Source organism: Paradevosia shaoguanensis, from assembly GCF_016801025.1.
GTDB lineage: Bacteria > Pseudomonadota > Alphaproteobacteria > Rhizobiales > Devosiaceae > Paradevosia > Paradevosia shaoguanensis.
In genome coordinates this window covers 609,711-631,071 of sequence record NZ_CP068983.1, presented here as the reverse complement: position 1 = coordinate 631,071, position 21,361 = coordinate 609,711, and the positions used below count along the sequence as shown (strand labels likewise).

General features: G+C 63.9%; 18 protein-coding genes. 11 read left to right on the top strand and 7 right to left on the bottom strand.

Features of this window, described 5'->3' with window-relative positions:
* Positions 1-44: 44 nt before the first annotated feature.
* The 4 genes from JNE37_RS02975 (at position 45) to JNE37_RS02960 (ending at position 3,419) form a co-directional block, all read left to right on the top strand.
* The gene (locus JNE37_RS02975; RefSeq protein WP_246513480.1) at positions 45-1,151 is read left to right on the top strand and encodes a DUF4892 domain-containing protein; all 1,107 of its coding nucleotides are present in this window, start codon (positions 45-47) and stop codon (positions 1,149-1,151) included.
* 331 nt (positions 1,152-1,482) lie between these two features.
* Positions 1,483-2,007, top strand: a complete 525-nt coding sequence (locus tag JNE37_RS02970) for a hypothetical protein (RefSeq protein WP_203066303.1) — start codon at positions 1,483-1,485, stop codon at positions 2,005-2,007.
* A 95-nt stretch (positions 2,008-2,102) separates the two neighbouring features.
* On the top strand, positions 2,103-2,462 hold the full coding sequence (locus tag JNE37_RS02965) for a YidB family protein (RefSeq protein WP_035089740.1): 360 nt from the start codon (positions 2,103-2,105) through the stop codon (positions 2,460-2,462).
* Between the two features lie 354 nt (positions 2,463-2,816).
* A complete protein-coding gene (locus JNE37_RS02960) occupies positions 2,817-3,419 on the top strand; it encodes a dihydrofolate reductase family protein (protein ID WP_203065256.1) in 603 nt (200 codons plus the stop codon).
* Positions 3,420-3,845: 426 nt separating this feature from the next.
* Here the strand turns inward: JNE37_RS02960 and JNE37_RS02955 are convergent, their stop codons facing one another.
* From JNE37_RS02955 to JNE37_RS02945, 3 genes are all read right to left on the bottom strand, one after another.
* A complete protein-coding gene (locus JNE37_RS02955; protein WP_203065255.1) occupies positions 3,846-4,481 on the bottom strand; it encodes an SDR family oxidoreductase in 636 nt (211 codons plus the stop codon).
* Between the two features lie 77 nt (positions 4,482-4,558).
* Complete coding sequence (locus tag JNE37_RS02950) at positions 4,559-6,622, bottom strand: methyl-accepting chemotaxis protein (protein WP_246513479.1); 2,064 nt, start codon at positions 6,620-6,622, stop codon at positions 4,559-4,561.
* Positions 6,623-6,992: 370 nt separating this feature from the next.
* Positions 6,993-7,514: an AAA family ATPase gene (locus tag JNE37_RS02945; RefSeq protein WP_203065254.1), complete on the bottom strand. Its 522-nt coding sequence runs from the start codon at positions 7,512-7,514 to the stop codon at positions 6,993-6,995.
* Between the two features lie 89 nt (positions 7,515-7,603).
* Here JNE37_RS02945 and JNE37_RS02940 point away from each other — a divergent pair, with 89 nt between their 5' ends.
* On the top strand, positions 7,604-8,377 hold the full coding sequence (locus JNE37_RS02940; RefSeq protein ID WP_203065253.1) for an aminoglycoside adenylyltransferase domain-containing protein: 774 nt from the start codon (positions 7,604-7,606) through the stop codon (positions 8,375-8,377).
* Positions 8,378-8,429: 52 nt separating this feature from the next.
* On the opposite strand, the gene JNE37_RS02935 is transcribed toward JNE37_RS02940, so the two are convergent.
* Positions 8,430-8,633 carry a CsbD family protein gene (locus JNE37_RS02935; protein ID WP_035036325.1) on the bottom strand — a complete coding sequence of 68 codons (204 nt, stop codon included), beginning with the start codon at positions 8,631-8,633 and terminating at the stop codon, positions 8,430-8,432.
* Between the two features lie 196 nt (positions 8,634-8,829).
* Here JNE37_RS02935 and JNE37_RS02930 point away from each other — a divergent pair, with 196 nt between their 5' ends.
* A complete protein-coding gene (locus JNE37_RS02930; protein ID WP_203065252.1) occupies positions 8,830-10,986 on the top strand; it encodes an AI-2E family transporter in 2,157 nt (718 codons plus the stop codon).
* Positions 10,987-10,993: 7 nt separating this feature from the next.
* Here JNE37_RS02930 and JNE37_RS02925 read toward each other — a convergent pair whose 3' ends face one another.
* On the bottom strand, positions 10,994-11,953 hold the full coding sequence (locus tag JNE37_RS02925; RefSeq protein ID WP_203065251.1) for a LacI family transcriptional regulator: 960 nt from the start codon (positions 11,951-11,953) through the stop codon (positions 10,994-10,996).
* Positions 11,954-12,320: 367 nt separating this feature from the next.
* On the opposite strand from JNE37_RS02925, the gene JNE37_RS02920 reads away from it, so the two are divergent.
* The 5 genes from JNE37_RS02920 to JNE37_RS02900 all read left to right on the top strand — a co-directional run bounded on the left by JNE37_RS02920 (position 12,321) and on the right by JNE37_RS02900 (position 19,762).
* On the top strand, positions 12,321-13,643 hold the full coding sequence (locus tag JNE37_RS02920) for an extracellular solute-binding protein (RefSeq protein ID WP_035089732.1): 1,323 nt from the start codon (positions 12,321-12,323) through the stop codon (positions 13,641-13,643).
* Between the two features lie 99 nt (positions 13,644-13,742).
* On the top strand, positions 13,743-14,690 hold the full coding sequence (locus tag JNE37_RS02915) for a carbohydrate ABC transporter permease (RefSeq protein ID WP_052015699.1): 948 nt from the start codon (positions 13,743-13,745) through the stop codon (positions 14,688-14,690).
* Positions 14,690-15,505: a carbohydrate ABC transporter permease gene (locus JNE37_RS02910; RefSeq protein ID WP_203065250.1), complete on the top strand. Its 816-nt coding sequence runs from the start codon at positions 14,690-14,692 to the stop codon at positions 15,503-15,505. Before JNE37_RS02915 ends, JNE37_RS02910 begins: the two co-directional genes overlap by 1 nt.
* Before the next feature lie 4 nt (positions 15,506-15,509).
* Positions 15,510-18,695, top strand: coding sequence for an alpha-mannosidase (locus JNE37_RS02905; protein ID WP_203065249.1), 3,186 nt, complete (start codon positions 15,510-15,512; stop codon positions 18,693-18,695).
* Positions 18,696-18,706: 11 nt separating this feature from the next.
* Positions 18,707-19,762: an ABC transporter ATP-binding protein gene (locus JNE37_RS02900; protein ID WP_203065248.1), complete on the top strand. Its 1,056-nt coding sequence runs from the start codon at positions 18,707-18,709 to the stop codon at positions 19,760-19,762.
* Positions 19,763-20,025: 263 nt separating this feature from the next.
* Here JNE37_RS02900 and JNE37_RS02895 read toward each other — a convergent pair whose 3' ends face one another.
* Positions 20,026-20,343, bottom strand: coding sequence for a DMT family transporter (locus tag JNE37_RS02895; RefSeq protein ID WP_203065247.1), 318 nt, complete (start codon positions 20,341-20,343; stop codon positions 20,026-20,028).
* A gap of 104 nt (positions 20,344-20,447) precedes the next feature.
* Positions 20,448-21,191: a F0F1 ATP synthase subunit A gene (locus JNE37_RS02890; protein ID WP_203065246.1), complete on the bottom strand. Its 744-nt coding sequence runs from the start codon at positions 21,189-21,191 to the stop codon at positions 20,448-20,450.
* Positions 21,192-21,361 lie beyond the last annotated feature (170 nt).

Genomic DNA, 21,361 nt, shown 5'->3' with positions numbered 1-21,361 from the left:
GTGATTTCTGATGAGCGGGGGGGTTTCACGCAAAGGGGATAACGTTGAAAACGCGCAACTTGCATCGGGTCGCGGAGGTCGCTCTTGCCGCGCTCGCGATAGTGTTTGCCTTGACTGCCTCGGCCTTCGCTGATGCCACCGTGCCGACCGAGGATCTTGCCGGCGCCGCCGACAGCACGCTTGCCAAGCGCTACGAGGGCTCCTTCATCGTCTCGTATGAAAAGCTCGCCTATACCGATTTCGAGGCGCCCCTCTCCCCGCTCAAGCCGAGCGCCGACGAGAGCGCCGTCGACTCCATGAACAACCGCGTCTACGTCCCCGAGCAGTCGGTCGAGCTCGAAGGCGCCCTGACGCGCATCGCCTACGTCCTCCCCGCCGAGCGCTCGCCGCTCGAAGTCCTGCGCAATTACCAGGACGTCATCGAGGGGGAGGGCGGCGAGGTCCTCTTCGAGTGCAAGAAGGAAGAGTGTGGCGGCGCGGCGGATCGCTCATCGAGCGGTGGCGGCAACCAGATGAGCCTCATGATGTACTTCTTCCACGAGAGCGACCTGAAGGACGAGGCCTTCTCCAACGGCGCCTGCGCCCTGACCTCGGGCATCAACGACCAGCGCTACTTCACCGCCAGGGTCCCGCAGGAAGCTGGCGACGCCTATGTCACCGTGCAGACCTACACACTGATCGATGACCTCTACTGCAAGGAACTGAACGGCCGCACCATCGCCGTCGTCCAGGTGCTCGAACCCAAGGGCCGCGACAAGAAGATGGTCGTGGTCGAAGCCGCCAAGATGGAGGAATCGCTCACCACGACTGGTTCGATTTCGCTCTACGGCATCTATTTCGACACCGACAAGGCCGACCTGAAGCCGGAATCCGCTCCCACCCTCAAGGAGATCGCCACTCTCCTCGGCAACGATCCCAACATGGCGGTGCTCGTCGTCGGCCACACCGACAACCAGGGCAGCTTCGATTACAACCTCGACCTCTCCTCTCGTCGCGCCCAGGCCGTCAAGGCGACGCTTGCCTCCGAATACGGCATCGACCCCAAGCGCCTCACCGCAGCCGGCGCCGGCATGATGGCGCCAATCGCCACCAACGACACCGATGACGGTCGCGCCAAAAACCGCCGCGTGGTGCTGGTGAAAGCGAACTAGCCTCAGGCCGGTCGATCCCGAAAAAGGCAGCCCCACCGGCTGCCTTTTTTCATTTCGCAGAACAACGCAAAATATCGCTACAGAAACAATACAGCCACAATTCCTCCAGCATCCGCGCGCATGCGCCCTTCCGCCTCTGCCGCAATCTCCTGCAAAACACCGTGCCTCCGCCGTTCTGATCGCATATTTCTGCTTTATTTCTGATCTTCTCTATCCCTCGTCGCGCTTCCCCGCGCGATGACCGCTGACGAGGCGGCCAGGCAGTGAATGGACGCCCAGCCGGACCTCGCGAAACGCTTCGATCCTCCGGCCGTCCGAGGAGGTTGAGATGATGATTATTCGATTGGCCGTCGCCGCAGCGGGCCTGGCAATGCTCGCGGCCGCCGCTTCCCCCGCAATGGCGCTGAGCACCAGCGAATGCAGCGCCAAGTACCAGGCCGCCAAGACCGCCGGCACGCTCAACGGCGCTTCGTGGAACGACTTCCGAAAAGCCCAGTGCGCCAGCACCGCCGCGGCCACTGCCACGCCCACCCCCGCCGCTGCCGTGGCGCCCAAGAGCGCCGCCCGCAACACTACCAAGGCACCGGCCGCCGCTGCCCCCACCAGCGAACCCAACGTCGCCAACACCGAAAACGCGGTCGAGCCGCCCGCCACCAATGCCGTTGCCCCCAAGGGCGTGGTCTTCCCGCGGGCCGTCGCTGCCAAATATGCCAGCGAAACCGCCGGCAAGGCCCGCATGCACACCTGCCTCGATCAATATCGGCAGGATAAGGCCAGTAATGGCCTGGCCGGTCTCACCTGGGTCCAGGCCGGCGGCGGTTATTACAGTATCTGCAATGCCCGCCTGAAGGGCTAGAATAGCGGCCGGGCAGGGCCTCCACGCCTTGCCCGGCATCCGCGTACCAGACAACGATCAGGAGTTCGTTCAACGAACTTCAAAGGAGGTTTCAGATGGGACTTTTGGATCAGTTCGAAGGCATTCTTCAGAACGAACTGGCGCAGCGCGGCGGCATCCAGGGCGTGCTCGGCCAGGCCTTCCAGGGCGCCGGCGGCTATGACGGCATCCTCGCCAAGCTCAAGCAGGCCGGTCTTGGCGATCAGGTCGCTTCCTGGCTCGGGCCCAATTCCAACCTGCCGGTCACCGCCGCGCAGATCGAAGCCGCCCTGGGCGACCAGCACCTGCAGCAACTGGCCGCTTCCATGGGCATTCCGCTCAACCAGGTCGCCTCGGTCCTTGCCCAGCACCTGCCGGCGGCTGTCGATCAGGCCAGCCCCAACGGCGTCATCGTTCCACCCGCCGGCCAGGCCTAGGGTCCGTACCCAAATTGCACCGGCAGGTGAGGTTGCGACGGCCGCCCCACCCACCGGACTTCCCCGGACTTGATCCGGGGCCCATTGCACCCCTCCACTCGAGTGGAGAAATCCGTGGGCCCCGGCTCTGCGGCCGGGGAAGTTCAGTGGTTGTGGCGCGGCAGACTGTCGGACGGGGAGATAAGCGCTCTGGTGGCGCCGGGACTTATTGAGTAGGGATCCTGGACGCAAAAGTCGGGCAGGGCGCAGGCCTCGCTTGCGCTTTGCCGTCCCATGTCGAAATCGCTCCGCCGCATTCGTCGTGACGGTGACAGCGCCGATGCGCTGCCTCATCCGATGCAGGAGGAAAAAGCGATGTCTGCGACCGTGCTCTATATGTCCATGACCCTCGATGGCTTCATTGCCGGCCCCAATGAAGGTCCCGGCAACGGCCTCGGCGATGGTGGCGGCCGTCTCCACGAATGGGTTTTCCCGGGTGCCGAAGGCGGCGATTTCGAAGCGGCGACCGCCCGCCTCTCCGGCGTCAACCGTCAGATCTACGACGAGATGATGGCCACAGGCGCCATCGTCGCCGGCCGCGGCACCTTCGAGCCGGCCGGCGGCTGGAATGGCGATCACCACGATGGCGCCGCCATCTACATCCTCAGCCGCCACCCTGCGCCCGCCTGGGCCGCCGATTGGCCGCTCGTGCACTATGTCGATGATCTTGCCTTCGCCATGCGCGAGGCCAGGCGCGCCGCGGGTGACCGAAACGTCCTCGTCCACGGCGCAGGCATCGCCCAGCGAGCCCTGCGCGAGGGCCTGCTCGACGAGCTCGAAATCCACCTCATTCCCGTGCTCTTCGGCGACGGTCGTCGCCTCTTCGAACATCTCGGTGTCGGCCAGCGCGAACTCGAACCCATCCGCGCCCTCGCCGGCGACGGCGTCACCCATCTCCGCTACCGCGTCCTGCGCTGAACCTGGGCGAGGCGGGGGATAACTCCATCCCGCCCCTCAATCTGTCCCCCCCCCCGATCCACCGCGCTACAATGGAAAACCAACACCCAGGGAGCCGCGTACCGATAGCTGGAAGACACCCGTTTCAAGATGCACGAAAAGCACTCGATTTGTCGCCAAAACCCCGAAAAGTTCGCCAAAGATGGCCCGAGATTGAGTCAAAATTTAACGATTTGCAGCGTTCGCGCGAAGAAATATCGATAAATATCAGATACTTATCTGGTTGAAGGTGTCGAAAAACCCGCGAAAAAACACCCGTGAAACATTTCAATGTTTCACGCCGCCTGCCGGTCACCCTCTACGGCGCTTGGTCGGCCGACCTCTTGACCCCCTCCGACCCGGCAAACCGCGCCTCCGGCGCACGCCCTCCGCTCGCGGGGGATAACTTCAATAGAACGCGGGCTTGTCTCCCTCAGTCCCGGGCTTGTCCACGCCCACGCTCCCGCGCGAGGCCAATGTCGGGTTCTCCAGCACGCTCGCCACGAACGCCGCCACGCTCTTGCGCGAAACCTCGGTTCCCTTGAACGCCTCGCCCTTCTGTGTCGTCTCGTAGCTGACCTCGTCCGCATCGGTCAGCCAGGCCGGCCGCACGATGGTATAGTCCAGCCCCGATCCCTCGATGAGATCCGCCGCCCGCCGATAGGGCGGAATGTCCTCCCCGATCATCGCGTTGTTCCACGCGCCGAACGCTCCCGGCACCTCGTCATAGATCCCCAGCGTCGTGATGAAGATCAGCCGCTTCACCCCGGTCTCTTTCATAACCTCCACGATCGTCCGCGCCAGCGCATCCACCGGCCCCGCCAGGTTCGCATAGACGATATCCTGCCCCGCCATGGCCTCGGCAAGCGCCGCCCTGTCCGCTACGTCACCCTCGACGACGCGCATGCCCGAAACGTCGAGATCGCCCAGCTTGCCCGCGTCCCTCAGGAACAGCGTGGTCCGGATCGATGGGTGGTCATGAAGGAAGCTGATGACATGGCGGGCAATCTGCCCGCTTGCCCCGAGGATGAGAACATTGGTCACGTGCCGGCGCTCCTGGGCGGCCCCGACAAGGTTGTCCTGCGGCAGTCGCCCGCCGCAAGACTATCACGTTCGCCTGCTTAGTCCTGCGCCTTGAGCGCAGCGGAACCGCTGGTCAGGTAGCTGGCGGCCGAGGCCATCTTGCCCTTGAGCATGCCCAGCCCCCGACGCAGCGACGAACCGCCACCACCCTGGCCGCCGCCATAGGACGCGCTGCTCTCTGCATTGGCGTCGATCACGAAGATCTCGACGATCCGGTCGAGCTCCACCGCCTGGCCCTCGGTCTGCTCGATGGCCGCATTGGTCTCCTCGACCAGCGCGGCGTTGTGCTGGGTCATCTCGTCCATCACCCGCACGGCGGTCGTCACCTCGGCAATGGCCGAAGCCTGCTCGCCGCTCGCCGAGGCGATGGCGTCGATCAGCGCCGCGTTCTCCCGCATCGCCGTCAGCACTTCGCCCAGCCGCACCGCTGCCCTCGATACGAGTTGCGAGCCGCCGCTCACTTCGCCTGCGCTTCGCTCGATCAGCGCCTTGACCTCCGAGGAAGCCTCCGCCGCCGATTGCGCCAGCCGCCGCACTTCCACGGCCACGACGGCAAAGCCCTTGCCGGCCTCGCCCGCGCGTGCCGCCTCTACCGACGCGTTGAGCGCCAGCAGGTTCGTCTGGAAGGCGATGTCGTCCATCATGCCGATGATATTGGCGATCTGCGCGGAAGAGGCCGTGATCCGCTCCATCGCCTCATTGGCCTGGCGCATCACCGCCCCGCCATCCTCGGCCGCCTGGGCCACCGAGCGGCCCTTGGCGCTGGCGTCCTCGGCCCGCTTGGCGTTCTCGACCACCGTATTGGCCAATTGCTCCATCGCCGCCGAAGTCTCTTCGATGGCCGCCGCCTGCTTGGTGGTACGCTCGGCCAGGTCGTTCGCGCCCGAGAGGATCTCCCCGGTAGCAGTCTTGAGCGCCCGTGACGTATGGCGCAGCTGGGTAATGACCTCGGTCAGCTTGTCCGCCACCTTGTTGGTGTCGGCCTTGAGCCGCGCGAAGGCGCCCTTGTAGTCCCCGCTCACCCGCTTAGTGAGGTCGGTATCGGCCAGGGCCGCCAGCACTTCGCCGGCTTCGCCCAGGCCCGTATTCACGGTCTCGAGTAGCGTATCGAAATTGACCGAGATACGGTCGATCTCGGGGTCGGCGAACTTGGAGTTCATGCGCTTGGAGAAATCGCCTTCCAGCGTCGCCGCCACCACGCCGTCGAAGGCGTTCTGGAAGCGCTCCATCATCTGCGCCCGCTCGGCCGCTTTCTGCGCCCGGTCGAGTTCTTCCTCGGCCATGGCAGCGACCTTGATGGCGTTCTCGCGGAACACCTGCACCGCCTCGGCCATCGCGCCGATCTCGTCGCCGCGGCCCAGATACGGCACCTCGGCCTCGAGATGACCCTCGGCCAGCTCGCCCATGCTCGTCGTGATCCGGCGGATCGGCCGGGCGATCGATACCACGCCGAAAATCGCCGCCCCGATCAGCACCAGCACCACGATGCCGCCGACGATGTTGGAGATGAGCTGCGCCTGCGCCGATTGCGCATTGGCATCCGCCCGGGCCTGCTCCGAAGTGCGCTTGCCCACTTCCACGCCTTCCCCGATCAGCGACACCATCTCGCGGGCATGCGCGTTCATCTCGGCCTCTATGGCCGCGCGCTCGCTGTTGAGGCCCGACGCGGCAGCCATCTGCGCCATGTTGGTGCCGGCCGCCATTTCCTTATGCACGGTGTCGAGCAGCGTTTTGGTCAGGGCGTAATAGCTCTCGCTCAGCCCCTTCACCTTGAGCACTCGCTGCCGGTTTTCCTCGCTGAGGAAGAGCGGGGTGACGCTGTCAAGTAGCTCTGTCATCTCGGTAAATTGGCCGTCGGCCATCTTGGCGGCCTCCGCCGCCGCTTCCGGCGACGCAGCCAGGCGAATGTCGCGCGTCCCCACCTGCAGCGCCCGCAGCTTGGCCTCTGCATTCATCAGGTTCTGGGCGATGGTAGACTGTACGGCTTCGGCATCGGAACTGAGCCGAGTCGCATGGTTGCTGAGCAGGCCGTTGGCGATCATGCAGGCAACCAGCACGATGCCTAGGCCCGAGGAGATGCCGAGTTTGGTCCCTAACTGCAATCTGGATATGAAATTTGAAAAATGCCCACGCATTTTGCCCCCAAAAGACAAGTAGAATTTGCCGTACCTCCGTATGTTTACTGAGGTAACGCGCATTTATCTGGCGTGTATCTGGGTTAATTTTACGTTAGATGCCCGTCATTCAAGACTACGGACGCACATATCGAAACCGTGAATAGTATCTAAACATGATAATTGGATACCGGTTTTCAAAATCCGTGCATTTACGGATGAATGAAGATAAGGGGTGCGAATAACGGTAACGTGATCGATCGCGATAGAGAACTATTCTGCAATAGCCGTGCACATGATCAACGTTATCAGTGAACATGACAGCCATAGGAGCAGCGATTCGGCGGTATCTGATATATCAGTTCCGGAATGCCAGAATCGCATCGACGGCTTGCTCGGTGCTCATGTCTGAAGTGTCGAGTCGCAGCCCGATATTGGGCGTACGCAAACTGATTTCTTCCGCCAGTACGGATGGCTGGAATTCTGCGGAATAGCCGGTTTTCGTCCGCAATCTGTCGCGTTCCGCCAGCACATCCACGCGCGGCGCCAGCACGACCACCACAGGGTCGAGATCGCCCAGCCACTCCACCACCTGCGCCAGCATCGGCCCCAGGATGATGTCCTGGTAGATCACTGAAAACCCGGCCTCGACATAGCGCCGCGCCGCATCGCACGCGAGCCGTTGCCGCAGCACCAGCTGCGCCAGTCCGTCCTCGTTCAGCTCCGGCCCCATCTGCGCCGCGCCGTTGACGATCATCTTGCGAAACACGTCGCCCCGCAGATGCACCGATCGCGGCAGCCGCCGCGCCAGCGCTTCCGCCGTGGTCGATTTTCCCGCCGCCATCGCGCCGGTGATGACATAAAGCCGCGCCGCGGTCATAAGTCTCATCCCTCAAGGTGGTGGTCGCCAACCAATAGCCGCCTTCGCTCCGCGCCGCAAAAACTGGCCGCCGCCGGAAGGAGAGACCCGTGGATATCCCCGCCGAAGCCCATGCCGTTGCCGGCCTCGCCCGTGACCTCTTCGGCGACGCCTTGGTCGGCATCTACCTCCACGGTTCGGCCGCCACCAGCGGCCTGCGCCCCCGAAGCGATGTCGATCTTCTACTCGTCCTCGATCGCCCGCTCGACGACGCTTCCCGCCGCAAGCTCCTGGCCGAACTCCTCCGGCTATCGGGCCGCTATCCGCCCGATCCCGCCGGCCCGCGCTGCATCGAGTTGATAGTCTTTCTCACTTCCACCCTTGCCGCGCCGTCCTTTCCCGCCCGCACCGAATTCCTCTACGGCGAATGGCTGCGCGATGGCTTCGAGGCCGGCGAGATCCCGACGCCGCTCGCCGATCCCGAGATTACCCTGCTGCTCGCCCAGGCCCGAAAGGCATCCGTCACCCTGGCCGGACCACCGCTCGCCTCACTCCTCCCGCCAATCTCCGCCGAGCAGATCCGGCAGGCCATGAGCACCGCCATCCCTGCGCTTGTCGATAATCTCGTCGGCGACGAACGGAACGTCCTCCTGACCCTTGCCCGCATGTGGCGCACCGCCGCCCACGGCGACTTCCTCTCCAAGGATGCCGCCGCCCAATGGGTCATCCCGCAAGTGCCGCCGGCCGTCGCCGCCACGCTCACCCTCGCCAGCGCCGCCTATGTTGGCACCGCCACCGACGATTGGCGTGACCGTCAGGTCGAAGCCGCTGCCGTTGCTGACTACCTGCGGCGTCAGGTCGAGGCCCTGCTGCTCAACCAATAGCGCACAACAAAAAGCCCCGCCGAAGCGGGGCTCGTCTGTGTCGACTGCCTGTTTACCAGGTCTGCCGGTTGTACCAGTCGTCGATCTCCTTGCGGACCTCGTCCTTGGCCTTGCCGTAGCGTTCCTGGAGTTTACCCTCCAGCTGTTCTCGGCTGCCGTTGATCTGGGTGATGTCGTCGTCCGTGAGTTTGCCCCACTGTTCCTTGACCTTGCCCGTCAACTGCTTCCAGCTGCCTTCAACGCGGTTCCAATCCATCGTTTCTCTCCTTGTTGTGAGAGCTGAACGAACGCTTCCCCGCATGGTTCCTGCATTGTGATCAACCCCTTGTCAGGGAACCCGAGGTCGCCGGCGACGTTTCCGCGCGTGCTCGAAAAAGCTGATAGATCATAAGGCTCAGGAACTTAATCGCCGCTCGCCTGTTCTATCCGCTTCATCCCCTCTGGGCACCACGATGCAGCAATTGCCGGCCCCTCCCATTCGCTCGCTCGAGAGCGTTTTCCACGCCGTCGCGATCTTCGCGTTAGTCACCGGTCTTCTCTATTTCGGCGCCGGCATCCTGGTGCCACTGGTCCTCTCGGTGCTCATGGCCTTTGCCCTGGCTCCGCTGGTCGGCCTGCTCGGGCGCCGCCTGCGCCTCCCCGATCCGCTGGCGGTCGTCGTCGCAGTGGTGCTGGCCCTCTTCGTTCTCGCCTGCTTCAGCTACCTGGTCGGCACCCAGTTTGCGCGCCTCGCCGCCGACCTGCCGCAATACCAGAGCGCCGTCAGCTCCAAGTTCGCCCTGATCAAGGATCAGCTCGGCGGCCGCAACGGGTTGTTCCAGAACATCATCGAGGCCATCGATACCCTCGAGCAGCAATTCGGCGGCGGCCAGCCCGGTGCCAGTACCGAGAATTCAGTACCCGTCCGCATCACGAACGATCTCGCCAGCCCCCTGGGCATGGTCACCGGCGTGCTGGGCTCCGTGCTCGGCCCCCTCGCCACCGGCGCCATCGTCACCGTGTTCCTGATCTTCCTCCTCATGGGCCGCGAAGACCTGCAGGAGCGCTTCATCCGCCTCGTCGGCCGCGGCGACTACAGCACCACCAACCTCGCCCTCAACGACGCCAGCGCCCGCGTCGGCCGCTACCTCCTCATCCAGGTCTGCATCAACGTCTGCTACGGCATCATCTTCGCCACGGGGCTGGCGATCATTGGCGTGCCCGGCGCCATGCTCTGGGGCCTCATGATCGTCGTCTTCCGCTACATCCCCTTCGTCGGCGCGCTGCTCGTTGCCGTAATGCCCATCGGCCTCGCGCTCGCCGTCGATAGCGGCTGGACCATGGTCATCGTCACCGCCGCCTTCTTCGTCGTGCTCGACCAGACCGTCGCCAATGTCGTCGAGCCGCGCCTCTACGGCTCCAGCACCGGCGTCTCGCCGGTCGCCATCCTGCTCTCGGCCATGTTCTGGGCAACGCTCTGGGGACCGGTCGGTCTCGTCCTCTCGACACCCATCACCGTCTGCCTCGTCGTCATCGGACGCTACATCCCGCAGCTTCAGGTCTTCGAAACCCTCTTCGGCTCCGATCCCGTCCTCGAGCCCAGGGAGCGGCTCTATCAGCGCATGCTGCGCGGCGACATCGAGGAGGCGGTAGAGATCGCCGAGGAGGAGGCCGAGGAAACCGACGAGGACGAAGTCTTCGAGGATCTCGTCTCCGGCGCTCTCGCGCTCGCTGCCACCGAACTCTCCGACGCCCCCGAGGCGCTCGCCCAGCGCAGCCGCATCGCCGAGACCACCGAGGCCCTCATCGAGGAATTCGCCGTTGAAATGCCGGAGCCAGCGACCATCCTCATCGTCGGCGGTCGCACCGAAATCGACGAAGCGCAGGCCAAGGTCATGGCACGCCAGCTTGCCACCGAGGGCGTCGGCTCGAAGGTGCTGCCACCCATCGCCGTTCGCCAGGAGAGCATCGGCCAGGTCGAGCTCGACGGCATATCAGCCATCTGCCTTTGCTATCTCGGCGCCGACATCAAGGTGCAAACCCGCTACGTTGCGCGCCGCCTCCACCGCATGGCGCCTGACGTGGAGGTGATCGTCTGTCACCTTCACCCCAACGCTGCCTCCGAAACCGCCGCCGACCTGCGGGTCGACAAGCTCGTACGCAGCGTCGCCGAAGCCACGGACTACATCGCCGAGCGCTTCAAGCCGGCCACCGCTCCCGAGTCCCTCGCCGAGCGTTTCACCATCCCTCGCGACAGCGCTGCGCTAGTCGCGGCGCTCGAAGAGGTCGCCGAAGCCATGGGTGTCCCGCTCGCGACGATCAATCTTCTCTCCGACGAACGCCATCGCGACGACGCCGACGCCTATCGCCTGACCCAGACCGTCACGGAAACCGGCGATCCCCTCATCGCCGGCGCCCAGGACGCGGAGGAACCCAACCTCTACCTCCAGTCCAACGGCATCGACTTCTACGCCGCCGTCCCGCTGCTGGTCGACGACGAGCCCGTCGGCGCGCTGGCGATCATCGCCTACGAACCGCGCACGCTCTCCGATGACGAGATAGAACGGCTGAAGGAGCTTGCCACCCAGCTGGTGGCAAAGGTTCGCGCCGACGCGAGGGTAGGGGCCTGAGGGAGGATCACTCCCGCCAATGCGCCAGCGGTTCGGCCAGTGTCTGCAGCCCCGCTGCATCCTCGCCTTCGATCCGCCGCAGCAGCAACCGGGTGAGTTCCAGTCCGGCCGCGTAGACATCCTCCTCGATCGTATCGACATGCGGGAACAGCGTGCCGAGGATGTCCGAGGTCTGCTTGGAGATGAAGTGCAGGTCCTCCCCGATCACGACGCCTGCTTCCTGCAATCCGCTGATCACCGATATCGCCCGCAGCTCGCCACCGCAGATGATGCCGTCCGGTCGGTTGGCCCCGCTTACCAGTTCGCGCGCAAAGCTCCGCGTATCCTTGGCGGTAATGCCGGTCGAGTGGTCGAGCACCCGCGTCTCGACCTTGAGCCGCGCCGCCGCTCGTTCGAAGGCCGTAACGATGTTGTGGTAATTGTTCGTCCGATCGTCCCCGATAAGCAGCATCAGGTCCCGGCAACCCTTCTCGACCAGGCGCTCCACCGCCATCTGCGCGAACAGCTCGGAATGGAAGTCGTGGTAGGGGTGCGGCGTGAAGAACTCCGTGCGCCCATGGCTGACGAACGGGAAGTCGTTGTCCATCAGCAGTTTCACTCGCGGGTCGCGCGGGCCCGTATGGGTGATGATCACCCCGTCCGCCGTGCGGTTCTCGAGGATGTAGCGTACCGACTCCACCGAGTAGTTCCGCTCGAACTCCGGTATCACCGTGAGATGGTAGCGTGTGCCCTTGATCGCATGCCCGATCCCCTGGATCAGGTAGCGCGCGAAATCGATCGAGTCCTCGGCGCCATCGAGCACCAGCGCAATCACATTGGTCTTGCCTGTCCGCAGGCGCACGCCGGCGCGGTCGGGGACGTAGCCGACGCTCGCCGCCGCCTCGGCCACCTTGCGCCGCGTCTCTTCCTTGAGGGAGGCGCCGCCGCGCAGCGATAGCGATACCGTCGACAGGCTCAGGCCCGTCAATTCCGAGATCGTCTTGAGGGTGGCGCGCTTTGCAGCCGGGGCAGGGGGTCTTCGTGTCTTCGTCATCGTAGTGGGCTTGCCGTGCCGATTTTCGGCCCGTCCATTGGTCCATCGATATACAGGAAGTTTGCAACGATACAATATGCCAAAAGCATGATCGATGAGCAGAGTTTGCAGGTCTGTATGCATGTAAGCTATTGAATATAAACGTGATAACCGGTGGTCATCACGCATTCCTTCGATTCACATTCGGTTTCTATTGCAACGTTGCAAAAACTACGCTTAGCTGCGCCTGCACTTGGAGGAGTGCAGCCGTGCCGGCCTGGGAGGCTCTGGAGCACGGATTCAAAAATCGGAGGAGGATTTCATGATCAGACGCACTCTGCTGGCGTCTGCCACGGCGTTTACGCTGCTGGCGACGGCCGCAATTCCTGCCAAGGCCGAAGTCTCTATCATGTATGCCGAATGGCTCGCATCGCTCGTCGAGCCCGGCATCGCTGCCTACGAAAAGGAGACTGGCGACAAGGTCAATGCCATCAAGCTGCCCGGTGCCGGCTACGACCAGCGCATCGCGCTCGACCTCTCCGCCGGTACCGCTTCCGACGTTGTCCAGATGGACAGCTTCATGGTCTCAGAGCTCGCCTCGTCCGGCTATCTCATGCCGCTCGACGAGAAGGCCGCCGCCTGGGACCAGTACCAGTATTACATGAAGGGCCTGCTCGAAGTGGCCTCCTATGACGGCCACGTCTATGCGCTGCCGACCGACACCGACGTGCGCATGCTCTGGTATTCCATTCCCAACTTCCAGAAGGCCGGCATCGCCACCCCGTGGCAGCCCAAGACCTGGGCCGATGTGCTCGACGCCGCCCAGAAGCTCAAGGATGCCGGTGTCGAATACGCCTTCCAGATTCCGGCCGGCACCAAGCAGGGTGAAGCCGCGACGATGCAGGGCTTCTACATGGCGCTGCTCGGCGCCGATAAGCCCGATGACGACCGCAATCGCCTGCTCAACCGCAAGACTGGCCAGTGGATCGGCGACAGCCCGGCCCTGCGCCGTACGCTCGATCTCTACCACCAGGTCTATGTCGACAAGAAGCTGACCCCGGCGGACCTCAATTACGCTACCGATCCGGGCGCTGCCGTGCGCCAGGCGCTGGCCGATGGCAAGCTGGGCATCCTGGCCTCCGGCTCTTGGGAAGATGCGTGCCTGTGGGATTGCAACGGCGTCAATCTGCCCAGCCGCGAAGAACGCGACAAGCTGGTCGGCTGGACCCCGTGGCCCGGTTCGGGTGAGCCCGGCGCCAAGGCTACCACCAATATCTCTGGTGGCTGGACCATCGGCGTCAACGCCAAGGCCGCCAATCCCGATGCCGCCTTCAAGCTCGTGACGACGATCTTCGATGTCGCCAACTTCAAGGCCTGGACGCTGGCCAACCACCGCATGGCCGTCCGTACCGACATCTCGGAATCGCCCGAATACATGGCCGATCCGTACCTGGCCAAGGCCACCGCGCTCGCTGCCGATACCACCGGCCGCGACACCGTCCCGGGTTACCAGACCGTCTCCGCCCTCGTGCAGCAGGCGACCTCCGACATCCTCGATGGGGCCAGCGTCGATGACGTGATCAAGACCTATCACGACGCCCTGGTCGACGAGTTCGGGGCCGACAAGGTCATCACCTACCAATAAGCCCGTTCCTCCCCGCACGGCGGCGTCTTCGGTTCGTCCGGATGCCGCCGTGACGGTGGGTTCCCGCCGCAAGGCTGGCGCCAGGCGCGCCCGGCAGCAATGCCGGCGTTCTCCGCACCCGCCTACCTCGACGGCATCGAGCGCGAGAACACCTTTATGAAGAACCAGGCCAACCCTTGGCTGACCAATAACCTGGTCCTGCTCGGCGTGGGCATGCTGCCCGCTCTGCTCCTGATCGGTCTCCTGCTTTACTTCACGGCCTGGGCCTTCGCCTTCAGCTTCACCGACCTGGCCCTGGTCGGCAAAAAGTCGGTCGAGTGGAGCTGGGTCGGCCTTGAGAATTTCCAGCGGCTCTTCACCCGCCGCGGCTTCCTTGAATCCCTCTGGACCACGGTCATCTTCGTCTTCTTCTCGGCCATCGTCGGCCAGTCCGTGCTCGGCTTCCTGCTGGCGGCCCTGCTGCGCGGGCGCAATTCGACGCTCAAGACCGTCATCGAAGTCTGCATCATGCTCGGCTGGCTGCTGCCCGATATCGTGGCGGCGTTCCTGTGGTCGGCGACGACCGCGCAGACCGGCCTCATCAATGCGCTCATTGTCGTGCCGCTGGGCTTCCAGCCCATCAACTTCATCAACGATTACGCGCTGCCCGTCGTCATCATCGCCAATATCTGGAAGGGGACTGCCTGGTCCTACCTCCTGTTTTCGGCGGCGTTGGATTCGATCTCGCGCGAGGTGATCGAGGCCGCCAAGGTCGACGGCGCCACCGGGTTCCAACGCATCTGGCTGGTCATGCTGCCGATCATCCGGCCGCATATCGCCACCAACATGCTCTTCATCACCATCTGGACCTTCACCTACTTCCCGCTGATCTTCGCCATGACCGGCGGCGGTCCAGGGACCCAGACGACGACCCTGGCAGTCTTCCTCTACAACCAGAGTTTTGCTCGCGGAAACCTCGGTTTCGGCAGCGCGATATCGGTGGCCATGCTGGTGATCGTGGGCCTGCTGTCCCTGGTTTATCTGCGTATGCTGCGGGAGCCCAAGTGATGGAAAGCAATCCCGCTCATTCGCGTCTCACCGCCGTGGCGCTGGCCTTCATGGCACTCATCTGGATCAGCCCGTTCTCCTGGCTCATCCTCAACGCCTTCAACCCGGCCTCGACTGGCCGGCTCGAAATTCCGCACTCCATCGGGCTCGATAACTTCGCGCTCGCCGTGAGCGGCAAGGCCGGCATCCAGTTCCTCAATTCGGTGATCATCGCCGCCGGCACGGCCACGCTGAGCGTCCTGGTCGGCATCTCGGCTGCCTATCCGCTCTCGCGCCTGCGCATCCCGGGACGCAACGCGTTCCTCTGGACGCTGGTGCTGCTGCGCATGCTGCCGTCGGCAGGCGTGCTGGTGCCGCTCTATTTCGCGGCGCAGCGCACCGGCCTGCTCAACCAGCTCGGCGTCATCATCGCGCTGACCGTGCTCAACCTGCCGTTCACGCTGCTCCTCCTCAAGAACTTCTTCGACACCGTGCCCATCGAGCTCGAGGAGGCCGCCTATGTGGAGGGCGCCAACCTTTTTCAGATCCTCACCAACGTCGTGCTGCCCATGTCGCGGGCCGGCATCGCCGTGGTTTGGTTCTTCAGCTTCACCGGCGCCTGGAACGAGTTCCTCTTGCCGCTGATCTTCTCGCGCGTCGAATCCGGCTTTCCCATGTCGGTGGGCCTCTACGCCGCGTTCGGCCAGCAGGGCGCCGTGCAATACGGGTTCCTCGCGGCCTTCTCCATCATCTACGCCGCCCCTGCGGTCGGCGTTTATTTCCTCTTGCGGCGGAACATGAACACAGGTTTCGCCGGCGTTGGTGTGAAGGGATAGACCAATGAACGCGCTGGCCGGAAAGCTCGGGCTACTCGACGACGATATCAAGCAGGAGAACAAGCTCCTGCGCCTCGCCGAGGACCTTCGCGCCAAGATCCTCACCCCCACCGAGGGTGACTTCCAGTGGCATTACAGCGAGGCGGACCTAAGCGCGGACGAGGCCCTGAGCGCCGATTGGCGCAAATGGGCCTCGTTCGGGCCGCGCTCTGTCTGGTCCAAGAAACAGGGTCACACCTGGTTCGCCGCTGAAGTCACGGTGCCCGAGGCCGCTAAGGGCAAGACCCTCGTCCTCAAGTTCACATCGCAATGGCAGGACCGCCCCGGCACCACCGATCCGCAATGCCTGGCCTATCTCGACGGCCACATTGCCCAGGCCATCGATGGCAACCACACCGAGCTGGTCGTCGCCCGCAATGCCAGGCCGGGCGCCAAACGCACCCTGCTTGTCAATGCCTTCACCTTCTTCGATCGCCCGCTGGTCGGCTTCAAGGTCGAGTTCATGGTGCGCAACGAGCGCGCCGAAAAGCTCTACTACGACATCATGACCCCGCTCGAGGTCGCCACCCGCCTGCCACAGACCGACAGCCGCCGCCACGCCGTTCTCAACCTCGTCGATGATGCCCTGCGCGCGCTCGACCGACGCGATGGCGTCACGCCCGAGTTCGAGGCTTCGCTCGCCGCCGCCGAAAAGATCGCCGCCCAGATCTACAAGCTCGTCGATACCGAAACCCAGCCCACCATCTCGGCAGTCGGCCACACCCATCTCGACGTCGGCTGGCTCTGGCGCGTCATGCACACCCGCGACAAGACCGGGCGCTCCTTCGCCACGGTCCTCGCGCTGATGGAGGAATATCCCGACTTCGTCTTCATGTATAACCAGTCGGTGCTCTTCAACTTCATCAAGACCGACTATCCCGAGCTCTGGAAGCGCCTCAAGGATCGGGTCAAGGGCAAGCAGTTCGAGATTGAAGGCGCCATGTGGGTGGAGCCGGACGTCAACATCGTTTCGGGCGAAAGCCTCGTGCGCCAGATCATGCGCGGCCGCCGCTTCCATCAGGAAGAGTTCGGCGTCACCCCCAAGGTCGTCTGGCTCCCCGACACCTTCGGCTATTCCGCCAACCTTCCCCAGGTGATGGAAAAGTCCGGGCTCGAATATTTCGTCACCTCAAAGCTCTCCTGGAACGACACCGACCGGCACCCCTACGACACCTTCTTCTGGAAGGGCATCGACGGCACCACCACCAAGGCCCAGCTCATCACCGCCCAGCGCTTCGAGAGCGACGCCATCTTCACCACCTACAATTCCGACCTCTCGGTCAGTGAAGTGATGGGCGCGTGGAAGCGGTACGAACCCAAGGCCGTCAACGACGAAGTCCTCGTCTGCTATGGCTACGGAGACGGCGGCGGCGGCCCGACCCGCGCCATGATCCAGCGCGGCCAGCGCCTCGCCAAGGGCATTCCCGGCGCCCCCAGGGTCAAGCTCGAAGGCATCGTTCCCTTCCTCGATCGCCTCGGCAAGCGCATGGAGGCCGACGCAGCCCGTTTCCCTGTCTGGAACGGCGAGCTCTACCTCGAATATCACCGCGGCACCCTGACCTCGGTGGCCCGCAACAAGGCCAACAACCGCAACGCCGAGCGTGCCCTGCGCGAGCTCGAATATCTCTCCGCCCTCGCCGCCGCGACGGCTGGCGTCAAATACCCGAAGGACGACATCAACGCCTTCTGGGAGACCATCCTCATCAACCAGTTCCACGACATCCTGCCGGGCACTTCGATCCCCGAGGTCTACGTGGACTCCGACGCCGAATACGCCACGCTCTTCTCGACCCTCGCCTCGGCCAACGGCCCCTGGCAGACGGCCGCCCGCGCCATCGCCAAGCCTGCGGCCGGCGAGATCAAGCTCTTCAACTTCACCGGCCACGACCGCTCCAACGCTCTGGTCTCGCTCAATGGCGGCGACCTTGCCAGCGCGGCTTTGTCCTCGGATGGTCAGGTCACCCCGTTCCAGCAGCTGACCTCCGCCAATGGCGAAACCAGCTTCGCCGCCCCGGTCGCCAGGGTGCCCTCACTCGGCTGGTCCACTGCGCTCCTCGTCAATGGCCCAGGCCCCAAACTGCGCACCAGCCTCAAGGTTTCCGCCACCAAACTCGAAAACGACCTGATCAAGGTCACCTTCGACAAGAACGGCGAAATCACCTCGATCATCGACAAGACTGCCGATCGCGAACTCATCAAGGCCGGCGAGAAGGCCAACCGCCTCGTCGCCTATGAAGACAAGCCGATGAACTGGGACGCCTGGGATATCGACCGCTATTTCGAGGAGCAGTTCTGGCCGCTCTCGGGCGCCAAGGCCAAGATCGAGGTCGTGGAAACCGGCCCATACCGCGCCGCCATCCGCATCGAGCGCCCCTACCACAATTCCAGAGTTGTGCAGGTCGTCTCGCTGGAGGAGGGCGCCCGCCAGGTCACCTTCGACACCTTCATCGATTGGCAGGAGCGCCAGCAGGTGCTCAAGGCCCTGTTCCCCTTCGATCTCAACGCCTCGGAAATCCGCTCGGAAATCCAGTTCGGCCACGTCAAGCGCGCCACCCATCGCAACACCAGCTGGGACCGCGCACGCTTCGAAGCCTCGATGCACCGCTGGGTCGATATCTCCGAGGCCGATTTCGGCGCCGCGCTCATCAACGACGCCAAGTACGCCTATGACGCCGTCGAGCAACTGGTCCGCGTCACCCTGGTGCGCGGCTCCACCTTCCCGTCGCCCGAGGCGGATCTGGGCGAACACCACTTCCGCTACGCGCTCTTCGTCCACGAGGGCGTCTCGGACCTTGAGCAGGTCCAGGTCGCGGCAGAGCGCTTCAACAATCCGGTGGCCGTCATCGGCGACACTTCTCAGCGCACCGAGCCTGCCGGCGCCGGTCCCTCGTTCTCCTTTGCGAGCGTGGACACCGATTCCGTCACCCTCGAAACCGTCAAGCAGGCCGAAAACGGCGACGGCCTCATCCTGCGCGTCTTCGAACACGCCAACCGTCGCGCCAGGGCGACCATCAGCTTCGGGCTGCCGGTGAAGTCGGTGGAACTGGTCAACCTGATGGAAGAGGGCGGCGAGAAGATCGCGGTCAAGGACGGCAAGGTGACGCTCAACCTGCGCCCCTTCGAAATCGCCACCCTGCGCATCCGCACCTAGGGACAGAGAACATGACCAACGTCATCCTTAAGGATGTGAGAAAGTCCTACGGTCCCCTGGAGGTGATCCACGGCATCGATCTCGAGATCAAGTCGGGCGAGTTCGTGGTCTTCGTCGGCCCCTCCGGCTGCGGAAAGTCGACGCTCCTGCGCATGGTGGCGGGGCTCGAGCACATCTCGGGCGGGCAGGTGGCCATCGACGACAAGGTGGTTAACGATGTGCCTTCGCCTCAGCGCGGCATCGCCATGGTGTTCCAGTCCTATGCGCTCTATCCGCATATGACGGTCTACGACAACATGGCCTTCGGTCTGAAGCTGGCCAAGCGTCCCAAGGAGCAGATCGACAAGCGCGTGCGCGAAGTCGCGAAAATCCTCCAGATCGAGGACTATCTCGAACGCATGCCCCGCGCCCTTTCGGGCGGCCAGCGCCAGCGCGTTGCCATCGGGAGGGCGCTGGTGCGCAACCCAAAAGTCTTTCTCTTTGACGAGCCGCTCTCCAACCTCGACGCGGCTTTGCGCGCCCAGACCCGCATCGAGATCGCCAAGCTCCACTCCCAGCTCGACGCCACCATGATCTACGTCACCCATGACCAGGTCGAGGCCATGACGCTCGCCGACAAGATCGTGGTCCTCAATGCCGGCCGCATCGAGCAGGTCGGCAGCCCCCTCGAACTCTATCGGCACCCGGTCAACACCTTCGTCGCCGGCTTCATCGCCAGCCCGAAAATGAACTTCGTCACCGTCCAGCCCAAGGGCAGCGAATTGTTGCTGCCGGGCGGGCGCACGCTTACCGTGCCAGGCGACATCGCCCGCGCCGCCACCCTCGGCATCCGTCCCGAACATGTCGAACTCTCGAGCCCCGACACCGCCCTGCTCTCCGGCTCGCTCGAAGTGCTCGAGCATTTCGGCGAATACGCGCTCGCCTATGTCACCATCGCCGATGGCTCGCAGATCACCGTAAAACTAGATGGCGCCCCCGAACTCGATCAGGGCTCGACCCTGCATGTAACGTTCAATGCAGCGCATGTGCACCTCTTCGACGCGGAGGGCAGGGCGTTGAGGCAGTAGCGGCGGAGACGGCCGCCGCCAGTCCAGCGCTTTCAGCTCCTCGCTCCCACAGCCACCGTACTTCCCCGGCCGCAGAGCCGGGGCCCACGGATATCTCCACTCGGGCGGAGCGATGCATAGGCCCCGGGTCTTCGCCCGGGGAAGTAAGGGGTGGGGAAGGGCGCCAAACCCAAACCCGACGGCGCTCTTCCCTCCCCCCAAGGGGGGAGGAACACGGGGTGGGGGACTACGCCCACCCGGGATCGCGGCCCCCCGATCGAGCCTTAGCTCGTCGCCAGCTTCATCATCACCAGCCCGCTCACGATCAGCACCGCGGCCATCACCCGCATTGGGCTCACTACCTCTCCAAGCACCATGATCCCGACCACGAATGCGCCCACCGCCCCGATCCCGGTCCAGATCGTATAGGCGGTGCCCAGCGGCAGGGTGCGCATGGCGACTGACAGCAGCCCGAAGCTGCCGATCATGGTGACGACGGTGATGATGGTCGGCATGAGGCGCGTGAAGCCGTTCGATTGCTTCATCGTGAACGCCCAGACGATTTCGAGAATGCCGGCTGCGACGAGATAGACCCAGGCCATTGGCCCTCCTTGGAATATCCGGGTCGTCCCGGCACACAAGGCCCATGTTGGGGAGGTCGTCCTCTGCGGTCCTAGATAGGACACGTGGTGTCCCCGGGCAAGTCTCAGTGCCCGGGATGCAGGGCATCGTTGAGATACATGCAGGTGAGCAGCGTAAAGATGTACGCCTGGATCACCGACATCAGCAGCTCCAGTGCGGTCAGCGCCACGGTCATTGCCAGCGGCAGGATCGCGGCGGCCAGACCCGGCGGTCCGAAATCGCCCAGCGACACGACGAACCCTGCAAACACCTTGAGCGTGATGTGTCCCGCCAGCATTACCGCGAAAAGACGGACCGCATGGCTGATCGGCCGAGAGATATAGGAGACGATCTCAATCGGCACGATGACCGGCGCGAGGAACATCGGTACCCCGGTCGGCATGAACAAGCGAAAGAACCGGGCGCCGTTGCGTACCAGCCCATAGACAGTCACCACCAGGAACACGAGCATGGCCAGCGCAAAGGTGACGATGATGTGGCTCGTGACCGTGAAGGCGAACGGCACCATGCCTATGAGGTTGGCCGTGAGGATGAAGGCGAAGAGTGTGAACACCAGCGGGAAGAACCGCATCGCCTCGGCGCCACCCTGGCTACGCACGGTCCCGGCTATGCCCTCATAGGCCATCTCGGCCAGCGCTTGCCACCGGCCCGGCACGAGACGACGCCCGGCGAACAGCATGAGGCAGCTCACCAGCACGACGGTCAGCACCATGTAGGCCGCCGAATTGGTCAGCACCATGCGCTGCCCGGCAAACTCGCCGAGGTTGAGGACGTCGGTAATTAGGAACTGGTGGATGGGATCTGCCATCATCTCGCTCGTTGAGATGGGGCCGTCCCCGTTTATCCGATAGATGCCCGGGTCGTCCCGAGCACTGCCCGCTCATAGAGTGAACGCGCCATAAAGGCAAGCCGATCCAAGGCCTTGGCGCGGCAGTGCTACATATTGACCAAGGTCGCCTCGTTGACAGCGTTACCAGC